Here is a 9,299-nt window from a genome sequence, read left to right as displayed (position 1 = left end):
TGCGCTGTTCGGCGCCGCAGCGCATGGGGTGGGCACGGCGAAAGCGCGCGAACTCGGCAACGAAGAGGGCGTCGTGGCCAGTCTGACCATGATGATTTCCGGCGTTGTCATGGTTTTGCTCGCGCCCTTGCTGACTTTCTTGCCCTTTTAATTCCCTCGAATCGCGACAACCGCGTCCTATCCCGATTTGCTACAATCCGAACTCGCTTCGAGGAGCGTTGCGACGGTTTCCATCAGCACCCCGGAAAACTGCCAGGCTCGAAGCATTCAATCGGACGGAGCGACCAGCGCGGTCAGTTATTCAAGCGCTTGTTGAACCACCGCATCGAACGGCGCTCACGTCAAATTTCTATGTTTCCATTTAGAAAGGAGGGCGTGATGAACGCCGCAGTTCTCGATTCAAAAACCAACCAGGATTTCCTCGTCGCCGACATGTCTCTTGCTGCCTGGGGCCGCAAGGAACTGAACATCGCTGAAACGGAAATGCCCGGCCTCATGCAAACGCGTGAGGAGTACAAGACCCAACAGCCGCTGAAGGGCGCACGCATTGCCGGGTCGCTGCACATGACCATCCAGACGGGCGTGCTCATTGAAACGTTGACGGCTCTTGGCGCGGACGTGCGCTGGGCATCGTGCAACATCTTCTCGACGCAGGATCATGCTGCGGCCGCGATTGCCCAGGGCGGCGTGCCGGTGTTCGCATTCAAAGGCGAATCGCTCGACGAATACTGGGAATTCTCCCACCGCATCTTCGAATGGCCGAACGGCGAATTCGCCAACATGATCCTCGACGACGGCGGCGACGCCACGTTGCTGCTGATCCTCGGCTCGAAGGCCGAGAAGGACCGTTCGGTTATCGCCAAGCCGGAAAACGAAGAAGAAGTCGCGCTGTACAAGTCGATTGCGGCCCATCTCGACGTGGATCCGACGTGGTATTCCAAACGCCTCGTGCACATTCAGGGCGTGACGGAAGAAACGACCACGGGCGTGCATCGTCTGTATCAGATGGAAAAGGAAGGGCGCCTGCCGTTCCCGGCCATCAACGTGAACGATTCGGTCACGAAGTCGAAGTTCGACAACCTGTACGGCTGCCGCGAATCGCTGGTCGACGGCATCAAGCGCGCAACCGACGTGATGATCGCGGGCAAGATCGCGGTCGTCGCAGGTTACGGCGATGTGGGCAAGGGCTGCGCGCAATCGCTGCGCGGTCTCGGCGCGACGGTGTGGGTCACGGAAATCGATCCGATTTGCGCGTTGCAGGCGGCAATGGAAGGGTATCGCGTGGTCACCATGGAATACGCGGCCGACAAAGCCGACATTTTCGTGACGGCGACGGGCAACTTCCACGTGATCGGCCACGACCACATGAAGGCGATGCGCAACAACGCGATCGTCTGCAATATCGGTCACTTCGACTCGGAAATCGACGTTGCTTCCACGCGCCAGTACACGTGGGAAAACATCAAGCCGCAAGTCGATCACATCATTTTCCCCGATGGCAAGCGCGTGATCCTGCTGGCCGAAGGGCGTCTCGTGAACCTGGGTTGTGCAACGGGCCACCCGTCGTTCGTGATGTCGGCATCGTTCACGAACCAGACGATCGCGCAGATCGAATTGTTCGTTCACGGCGACAAGTACGAAAACAAGGTCTATGTCTTGCCGAAGCACCTTGATGAAAAGGTCGCGCGTCTGCATCTGGGGCGTATCGGTGCTGAACTGACCGTGCTGTCCGATTATCAGGCGAACTACATCAGCGTGGACAAGATGGGTCCGTTCAAGCCGAATCACTATCGCTATTAATCGTTAGTCCGCGCATGGGTTCAACTCACCCATGCGCGTCTGACCTCAAGTTCCAGGAGACCATCGATGTCCGTGTTGCTGACCTGGCTGATCAACGCGCTTGCGTTGTTGATCATCACTTACCTCGTGCCATCGATTCACATCCGCAGTTTCGGCACCGCGCTGATCGTGGCGATCGTGCTTGGACTGATCAATACATTCCTGCGTCCGATCCTGGTGCTGCTCACGTTGCCAGTGACCATTCTCACGCTCGGGCTTTTTATCCTGGTCGTGAATGCGCTGTGCTTCTGGCTGTGCGCTTCCTTGTTGAAGGGCTTCGAGGTATCGGGTTTCTGGTCGGCATTCTTCGGCTCGATTCTGTACAGCATCGTGTCCTGGCTGCTGTCCGCGCTGATTCTTGGTCAGCGCAGTTTCGGGTAACGCGTCAGTTTCGCGCGCCCGTTTAAATTTCATCATGAAACCGATCGAACTCTCATTCGAGTTCTTCCCGCCGAAGACGCTGGAAGGAATCGAGAAATTGCGCGCCACCGGCGCGCAGCTCAAGACGCTCAATCCGAAGTTCGTCTCCGTGACGTTCGGCGCGGGTGGTTCCACGCAGCAAGGCACGCTCGATACCGTCCTCGAAATGATGAAGCAGGGACTCGAGGCGGCGCCGCATTTGTCGTGCATCGGGTCATCGAAGGATAGTCTTCGCGGGATTCTCGGCGGGTATCGCGAGCACGGTATCCGGCACATTGTCGCGTTGCGCGGCGACTTGCCCTCGGGCATGGGCGAAGTCGGCGAGTTGCGATATGCGTCGGAACTCGTGAGCTTCATTCGCGCCGAGCATGGCGACTGGTTCAACATCGAAGTCGCCGCTTATCCGGAATACCATCCGCAGGCGCGCTCGCCGAAATCCGATCTGGATAACTTCGTGCGCAAGGTGCAAGCGGGCGCGAATTCGGCGATCACGCAGTACTTCTTCAACGCGGACGCGTATTTCCGTTTCGTCGATGACGCCCGCAAGCTGGGCGTGGATGTTCCTATCGTGCCGGGCATCATGCCGATCACGAATTTCTCGCAGTTGATGCGTTTCTCGGAGATGTGCGGCGCGGAAATGCCGAAGTGGATTGCACGCCGCCTGGAAAGCTTCGGCGACGATAAAGAATCCATCCGCGCTTTCGGACTGGATGTGGTGACGGGTTTGTGCGAACGGCTGGTGAAGGAAGGCGCGCCCGGGCTGCATTTTTATACGCTGAACGGCGCGGCTGCGAGCAAGACGATTTGCGAGCGGTTGAAGCTGCAGGGACGGTAGGAATCAAGTATTACCCGCGCGACGTTCCTCGCGCGGTTCTCCAGATTGTTCGTTTGCATCCAATCACATCGAAACATTGTGCATAACGAAACTTGATGCACTTTCGCTTTCACCGTCACTGCCACCAAAATTGTTAACTTAACCTGGCCGGTTCTTCGTGCTACGGTAGCGCCCGAATTCGCCGCGGCGCCATATTTCGGCGATATTGCGCATTCCAATAAAAACGCGCCAAATCGTCAGAAATCCTCGAATACCTTGGGGTAAACAAGCAAAACGCGGCCTTTTCAGTCATTTACCCGATACGCCGGAAACTCGTGCTGAAGCAAATTCCGATAAGGAATTTCGTCGCCTTGTTCCCCCCGGCAAAGCTCAGTAATATCGCGCTACGCCGGTTTTAGCCGGCACAAGACCTGGAGGAAACATGAAGAAAATTGGCCTGTTGCGAGCTGCCCATCTGTCGATGGCCGTCAGCGCCGCCATCGCGGCATCGCTCGTGACTGCGAGCGTCGCTCATGCGGCACCCATTCCCAACAAAACGCTCGTGTACTGCTCGGAAGGCAGCCCGGCCGGTTTCGATCCCGCCCAATACACCACGGGCACCGATTTCACTGCTAACACGTTCACAGTGTTCAACCGCCTCGTGGAATTCGAGCGCGGCAGCACGAAAGTGGAGCCGGGCCTCGCGGAAAAATGGGATGTGTCGGCTGATGGCCTGACCTACACATTCCACCTGCGCCACGGCGTGAAGTTCCAGACCACGTCGTTCTTCAAGCCGACGCGCGAATTCAACGCGGACGACGTGCTTTTCACGTTCAACCGCATGCTCGACCCGAACCAGCCGTTCCGCAAGGCGTATCCGGCATCGTTCCCGTATTTCACGGACATGGGACTCGACAAGCTGATCACGAAGATCGAAAAGGTCGATCCGTACACGGTCAAGTTCACGCTGAAAGAAGTGAATGCTCCGTTCATCCAGAATATGGCGATGGAATATGCATCGATTCAATCGGATGAATATGGCCAGCAATTGCTGAAAGCGGGCAAGGCATCGGATATCAATCAGCAGCCGGTCGGCACAGGCCCGTTTATTTTCCGCAGCTATACGAAAGACGCGACCATCCGTTTCGACGGCAATCCTGATTATTGGAAAGCGGGCGCGGTCAAAATCTCGAAGCTGATTTTCTCGATCACGCCGGACGCCGCCGTTCGCGTGCAAAAGCTGAAAAGCAACGAATGCCAGGTCATGAGCTATCCGCGTCCGGCTGACATCGCCCCGCTGAAAGCCGATACCAATCTCGACACGCCTTCCTCGGCCGGTTTCAACGAAGGTTACGTGGCCTACAACGTGACCAAGAAGAACGTCGACAACGTCGATGTCCGCCGCGCGCTGGACATGGCGATCAACAAGAAAGCGATCATCGAATCGGTGTATCAGGGCGCAGGACAAGCCGCGATCGCCCCGATGCCGCCGACCCAGTGGTCCTATGACAAGAACCTGAAGATCGCGTCCTACGACACCGCCAAAGCCAAGGCGCTGCTCTCGAAGGCCGGTTTCCCGAATGGCTTCGAGATCACGTTGTGGGCCATGCCGGTCCAGCGTCCGTACAACCCGAACGCGCGCTTGATGGCCGAGATGATCCAGGCTGACTGGGCGAAGATCGGTGTGAAGGCGAACATCGTGTCGTACGAGTGGGGCGAGTACATCAAGCGCGCTCACGCGGGCGAACACGACGCCATGCTGATCGGCTGGACGGGCGACAATGGCGATCCGGACAACTGGCTCGGCACGCTGCTCGGTTGCGACGCTGTCAACGGCAGCAACTTCTCGCACTGGTGCTACAAGCCGTTCAACGACCTGGTGATCAAGGGCCGCAATACGTCCGATCAGGCGCAGCGCACGCAGGCTTACATGCAGGCGCAGCAGATTTTCGCTGATCAACTGCCCTTCTCGCCGATCGCTCACTCGACCGTTTATCAACCGACGAGCAAGAAGGTCACGGGCATGAAGATCGAGCCGCTGGGTTACTTGCGCTTTGACGGCGTGGGCATGCAGTAAGCTTCGCGCGGTACGCTTCTTGCACGAAAAACATAACTAGTCGAAAAGGTCCGGCGACAAGGGTCACAAGCCCGCGTCGCCGGTCGCATTTTTCCTCCCCAAAGAGACGAACCATGTTCCGATTCGTTTTGCGACGCATAGGCATGGTGATCCCGACGTTCATCGGCATCACGATCCTTGCATTCGCACTCATCCACCTGATCCCGGGCGATCCCATTGAAGTCATGATGGGCGAGCGCGGCGTGGACCCGGCAATGCACGCCGAAGCCATGAAGCGGCTCGGGCTCGACCTGCCGCTTCCTGTTCAATATTTCCACTATGTCGGACACGCGCTGAAAGGCGACCTCGGCATGTCGATCATCACCAACACCAGCGTGATGGGCGAATTCCTCGGCCGCTTTCCCGCGACCCTGGAACTCGCTTTCTGCGCGATGATCTTCGCGCTAGTGGTGGGTTTGCCCGCCGGCGTCGCGGCTGCGTTGAAACGCGGCACGATTGTCGATCACGGCGTGATGGGCACCGCGCTCACCGGTTATTCCATGCCGATTTTCTGGTGGGGCTTGATCCTCATCATGTTCTTCTCGGCGAAGCTCGGCTGGACGCCGGTTTCCGGGCGTATCGCGGTGGAGTACGACATTCCGCACCGCACGGGCTTCATGCTGTGGGACGCACTTTTCTCCGACGATGAAGGCGCGTTCAAGTCCGCCGTCAGCCACCTGATCCTGCCGACCATTGTGCTGGGCACCATTCCGCTGGCGGTGATCGCGCGGATGACGCGTTCATCGATGCTCGAGGTCTTGCGCGAGGACTACATTCGCACGGCGCGCGCCAAAGGGCTTGCGCCCGGACGCGTGGTGATCGTGCATGCGCTGCGCAACGCGCTGATTCCCGTGGTCACCGTGATCGGCCTGCAAGTCGGCACGCTGCTCGCGGGCGCCGTGCTGACCGAGACCCTGTTCTCGTGGCCGGGGGTTGGAAAGTGGCTGATCGATGCCATCAGCCGCCGCGATTATCCTGTCGTGCAGGGCGGTATCCTGATGATCGCGACGCTCGTCATTCTCGTGAATCTAATCGTCGACTTGTTGTACGGCGTGCTGAATCCGCGCATTCGCCATACGAGGTAAGCCGATGGCCGATATCCAAAACAATCCTGGCGCGCTGGCGCCGATCCCCGGCGGCCGCTTTCTGGCGGGCCGCGAATTCTGGGCCAACTTCTCGCGCAACCGTGGCGCGGTCGTGGCTGGCGCGATCGTGCTGATCCTGATCTTCGTCGCGATCTTCGCGCCGTTGATCGCGCCGCACAGTCCTATCGAGCAGTATCGCGACAACGTCAAGATTCCACCCGCGTGGCTCGATGGCGGCAACTGGCGTTTTGTCCTCGGCACCGACGAAGCCGGCCGCGACATCCTCTCGCGCCTGATGTACGGCGCTCGGTTGTCGTTCTGGATCGGCTTTGTCTCGGTCGTGCTCGCGCTGATTCCGGGCGTCGTGCTCGGGTTGATCGCGGCGTTTTTCCAGAAATGGGCCGATACCCCCATCATGCGCATCATGGACGTGCTGCTCGCGCTGCCTTCGTTGTTGCTGGCAGTTGCGGTGGTCGCGATCATCGGACCGGGGCTGGTCAATACGATGCTTGCCATCGCGATCGTCGCGTTGCCCGGTTATGTTCGATTGACGCGTGCTGCGGCGCTCGGTGAGTTGCAGCGCGAATACGTGACGGCGTCCCGCGTGGCCGGCGCCGGCACCGTGCGGCTGATGTTCTCGCAAGTGTTGCCCAACTGCGCTGCGCCGCTGATCGTGCAGGCCACGTTGGGGTTTTCCTCCGCGATTCTCGATGCCGCCGCGCTCGGCTTTCTTGGCCTCGGCGTTCAGCCTCCGGCGGCGGAGTGGGGCGCGATGTTGGCGTCCGCGCGGGATTACATCGAAAGTGCGTGGTGGATCGTGACCATGCCCGGGCTGTCCATCCTGATTTCGGTGCTCGTCATCAATCTGCTCGGCGACGGTCTGCGCGACGCGCTCGACCCCAAACTCAAGCGGATGGCGTGATATGGACGATCTCCTCACTATCCGCAATCTGGCGGTCAGCTTCAACGGCCTGCCCGCCGTCGATCGGATCGATATCTCCGTCAAACCCGGCGAAGTGGTCGGGGTTGTCGGCGAATCCGGTTCCGGCAAAAGCGTCACGATGATGGCCCTGATGGGCTTGATCGACGCGCCCGGAATCGTCACCGCCGATCAGGTCACGTTCAACGGCATCGACTTGTTGAAGGCCTCGGCGCGGCAACGCAGGAAGATCATCGGCAAGGACATTGCGATGGTTTTCCAGGACGCGCTCTCCAGTCTGAATCCAAGCTATACGGTCGGTTATCAGATCAAGGAAGTTCTCCGGCTCCACGAAGGTTTGCGGGGATCGAAGCTGCATCAGCGCACCCTGGAATTGCTCGATCAGGTTGGGATTCCGGATGCAAAAAGCCGCATCGATGCCTTCCCGCACCAGATGTCGGGCGGCATGAACCAGCGCGTGATGATCGCGATGGCGGTTGCGTGCAACCCGAAGCTCCTGATCGCCGATGAACCCACGACCGCGCTCGACGTCACCATCCAGGCGCAGATCATGGAGTTGCTCGTGAAGCTGCAGAAGGAGCGCGGCATGGCGCTCGTGCTGATCTCGCACGATCTCGCGGTCGTGTCGGAAGTCGCGCAGCGCGTGGCCGTGATGTACGCGGGCGAGGTTATCGAAACGAATCACGTGCCGACGATCTTCAGCGAGCCGCATCATCCCTACACGGAAGCATTGCTGGCCGCGATCCCTGAACACAGCCGCGGGGCGGAGCGTCTTGCCGCGTTGCCGGGCATGGTGCCGGGCCGCGATGACCGTCCGGTCGGATGTCTTTTCGCGCCGCGCTGCAAATACGCCGTCGATGATTGCCGCAAGGCCCGTCCGGCGCTCTTTCAACTCGCCCCGAACGACCCGGCTGTCCGCGCGCGCTGCATCAAGCCGCTGAACCTGGAACTCGTGGCAGAACACGGAGGCGCGCAATGAACGCAGTTCCTCAAGTAGCGACTCAAGATACGGTTCTCGTCGCCGATAAACTCACCAGGCACTACAGCGTCAAGCGCAGCATGTTCGCGCAAGGCACGGTGAAGGCGCTGAACGGCGTGTCGTTTTCGCTTCAGCGCGGCAAGACGCTTGCCGTGGTGGGCGAATCCGGTTGCGGCAAATCGACGCTGGCGCGTCAGTTGACGATGATCGAAGCGCCGACGTCGGGACGATTGTTGATCGATGGCGAAGATGTGGCGGATGCGAACCGCGCGAAGATCGCCGACTTGCGGCAACGCGTGCAGATGGTGTTCCAGAATCCGTTTGCGTCGCTGAATCCGCGCAAGACGGTCGAGCAGACGCTCGGCGAACCGCTCGCGATCAACACGAAGTTGTCCGCGAACGAGCGCGCCGAGCGGATTGCGCACATGATGCGCACCGTCGGTTTGCGGCCGGAACATGCGGCGCGGTATCCGCATATGTTCTCGGGCGGTCAGCGGCAGCGTGTGGCGATCGCGCGTGCGATGATTCTCGACCCGCAGATTCTCGTCGCCGATGAACCCGTGTCCGCGCTGGATGTATCGATCCAGGCGCAGATCCTGAACCTGTTCATGGACCTGCAACAACAGTTCGGGACGAGTTATGTGTTCATCTCGCACAACTTGTCGGTGGTGGAACATATCGCCGACGACGTCATGGTGATGTATTTTGGCGGTGTTGCCGAACTTGGGGACAAAGCAACCATCTACGCGCGGCCGCGGCATCCTTACACGCGCGCGCTGATGTCGGCGACACCGGCCTTGTTCGAAGAAGACCGGCGCATCAAGATCCGGCTGCAAGGCGAAATGCCGTCGCCGCTGAACCCTCCATCAGGTTGCACATTTCATCAGCGCTGCCCGTATGCAATCGATAAATGCCGCGTGGAAGAACCGGCGCTGCGTTTCGTTGATGGGCGGCACGTCTCGTGTCACCGCGCCGAGGAGGTCGGGGAGATCGATGCCTGACACAACGGCGGCGCGGCAGGTTGCGCGCCGTTTCGCTGTTTCCGTGGTTTTTGTCGCTGCTTCATTCGTCTCGGCGCCGGCGGCCTTTGCGCTGACCGGCGTGGA

At 59.6% G+C, this 9,299-nt stretch carries 9 protein-coding genes and 1 riboswitch; all 9 genes read left to right on the top strand.

All coding sequences use genetic code 11. The features are described 5' to 3' along the window. Positions 1-151: LrgB family protein (locus tag ACRXB1_RS22400; RefSeq protein ID WP_449493250.1), on the top strand; the 151-nt coding region annotated here is incomplete at its 5' end. 53 nt (positions 152-204) lie between these two features. Further along, positions 205-345, top strand: a riboswitch (S-adenosyl-L-homocysteine riboswitch). Positions 346-378: 33 nt separating this feature from the next. Next, positions 379-1,800 (top strand): adenosylhomocysteinase, encoded by a 1,422-nt coding sequence (ahcY, locus tag ACRXB1_RS22395; RefSeq protein WP_062168335.1) that lies wholly within the window; start codon positions 379-381, stop codon positions 1,798-1,800. Positions 1,801-1,866: 66 nt separating this feature from the next. Next, positions 1,867-2,220: a phage holin family protein gene (locus ACRXB1_RS22390; protein WP_060817653.1), complete on the top strand. Its 354-nt coding sequence runs from the start codon at positions 1,867-1,869 to the stop codon at positions 2,218-2,220. A gap of 34 nt (positions 2,221-2,254) precedes the next feature. Further along, positions 2,255-3,094, top strand: a complete 840-nt coding sequence (gene metF / locus ACRXB1_RS22385) for a methylenetetrahydrofolate reductase [NAD(P)H] (protein WP_449493249.1) — start codon at positions 2,255-2,257, stop codon at positions 3,092-3,094. Positions 3,095-3,515: 421 nt separating this feature from the next. Next, complete coding sequence (locus ACRXB1_RS22380) at positions 3,516-5,150, top strand: ABC transporter substrate-binding protein (protein WP_086380886.1); 1,635 nt, start codon at positions 3,516-3,518, stop codon at positions 5,148-5,150. Between the two features lie 113 nt (positions 5,151-5,263). Continuing rightward, on the top strand, positions 5,264-6,274 hold the full coding sequence (locus ACRXB1_RS22375) for an ABC transporter permease subunit (RefSeq protein WP_062000607.1): 1,011 nt from the start codon (positions 5,264-5,266) through the stop codon (positions 6,272-6,274). 4 nt (positions 6,275-6,278) lie between these two features. Then, the gene (locus ACRXB1_RS22370) at positions 6,279-7,196 is read left to right on the top strand and encodes an ABC transporter permease subunit (protein ID WP_062000606.1); all 918 of its coding nucleotides are present in this window, start codon (positions 6,279-6,281) and stop codon (positions 7,194-7,196) included. Position 7,197: 1 nt separating this feature from the next. Continuing rightward, a complete protein-coding gene (locus tag ACRXB1_RS22365; protein WP_062000605.1) occupies positions 7,198-8,193 on the top strand; it encodes an ABC transporter ATP-binding protein in 996 nt (331 codons plus the stop codon). After that, entirely contained in the window at positions 8,190-9,194 is a 1,005-nt protein-coding gene (locus ACRXB1_RS22360; RefSeq protein WP_062000604.1) for a peptide ABC transporter ATP-binding protein, read from the top strand. The genes ACRXB1_RS22365 and ACRXB1_RS22360 overlap by 4 nt, the downstream gene beginning before the upstream one ends. The last annotated feature ends 105 nt before the right edge of the window (positions 9,195-9,299 follow it).

It is taken from the genome of Caballeronia sp. M23-90 (genome assembly GCF_053574605.1).
This window is presented reverse-complemented; position numbering and strand designations above follow the sequence as displayed.

Bases quoted from the DNA above. Each gene is read 5' to 3' on its own strand.
- ACRXB1_RS22375 (WP_062000607.1), top strand. From the start codon at position 5,264: ATGTTCCGATTCGTTTTGCGACGCATAGGCATGGTGATCCCGACGTTC.
- ACRXB1_RS22370 (WP_062000606.1), top strand. From the start codon at position 6,279: ATGGCCGATATCCAAAACAATCCTGGCGCGCTGGCGCCGATCCCCGGC.
- ahcY (WP_062168335.1), top strand. From the start codon at position 379: ATGAACGCCGCAGTTCTCGATTCAAAAACCAACCAGGATTTCCTCGTC.
- ACRXB1_RS22360 (WP_062000604.1), top strand. From the start codon at position 8,190: ATGAACGCAGTTCCTCAAGTAGCGACTCAAGATACGGTTCTCGTCGCC.
- ACRXB1_RS22380 (WP_086380886.1), top strand. From the start codon at position 3,516: ATGAAGAAAATTGGCCTGTTGCGAGCTGCCCATCTGTCGATGGCCGTC.
- ACRXB1_RS22365 (WP_062000605.1), top strand. From the start codon at position 7,198: ATGGACGATCTCCTCACTATCCGCAATCTGGCGGTCAGCTTCAACGGC.
- metF (WP_449493249.1), top strand. From the start codon at position 2,255: ATGAAACCGATCGAACTCTCATTCGAGTTCTTCCCGCCGAAGACGCTG.
- ACRXB1_RS22390 (WP_060817653.1), top strand. From the start codon at position 1,867: ATGTCCGTGTTGCTGACCTGGCTGATCAACGCGCTTGCGTTGTTGATC.